This window comes from Hahella sp. CCB-MM4 (genome assembly GCF_002260525.1).
Taxonomy (GTDB): Bacteria; Pseudomonadota; Gammaproteobacteria; order Pseudomonadales; family Oleiphilaceae; genus Hahella.
The window spans coordinates 1-802 of sequence record NZ_MRYI01000059.1; the positions used below are offsets into that span (position 1 = coordinate 1).

1 protein-coding gene is annotated in these 802 nt (G+C 60.0%); it reads right to left on the reverse strand.

Translation table 11 applies throughout. The annotated features are described in order from the left end of the window. Window positions 1–798 (reverse strand): carbohydrate ABC transporter permease (locus BTA51_RS28860; protein WP_094712539.1); only part of this gene is annotated, 798 nt, incomplete at its 3' end. Window positions 799–802: the final 4 nt, after the last annotated feature.

Below are 802 nucleotides of genomic sequence, written 5' to 3' on the forward strand. Positions count from 1 at the left end.
TTGTTTCTGGCTCAGCCAGCCGAAGATCAGGATCGGCGCACAGGCCAGGGTCGAGACGGCGGAGAGCTTGGCCCAGAACAGTCCTTCGGGGCTGGAGTAGCTGGCCACCAGGGCGGTCAGCGGAGCCGCGGACGAGGCGGTCAGGTTGAGTGACCAGAAGGCTTCGTTCCAGCTCAGGATCAGCGATAGCAGTACCGTGGAGGCCAGTCCTCCCTTGCTGATCGGCAGCAGCACCTGGGTGATCTCCTGGGTTGCGGAGGCCCCGTCCAGACGGGCGGCTTCCAGGATGTCCTTGGGGATTTCCTTGAAGTAGGTGTACACCATCCACACCATGATCGGCAGGTTGATCAGGGTATAGATGATCACCAGCCCCAGTTTGGTATCCAGCAGGCCGGAGTCCTTGAACAGCAGGTAGATGGGCACCAGCACGCCCACTGGGGGCAGCATCTTGGTGGACAGCATCCACAGCAGGGTCGACTTGGTGCGCTGGGTCTCAAAGAACGCCATGGAATACGCGGCCGGGACCGCCAGCAGCATGCCAAAGATCGTGGAACCAAAAGACACCACCACCGAGTTCCAGGCGAAGTGGAAATAGTCACTGCGGCTGTCGATGTGCAGGTAGTTCTCCAGGGTCGGAGTGAAGAACAACTGCGGCGGGGTGGCAAAGGCATCCAGTTCGGTCTTGAAGCTGGTCAGCACCATCCAGAAGATGGGGAAGAAGATCAGCAGGGCCACGCCCCAGGCCAGCAATCCCAGGAGCACGGTCTGCAGTTGACGGGCTTGTTTAAGAGATAACATGGTC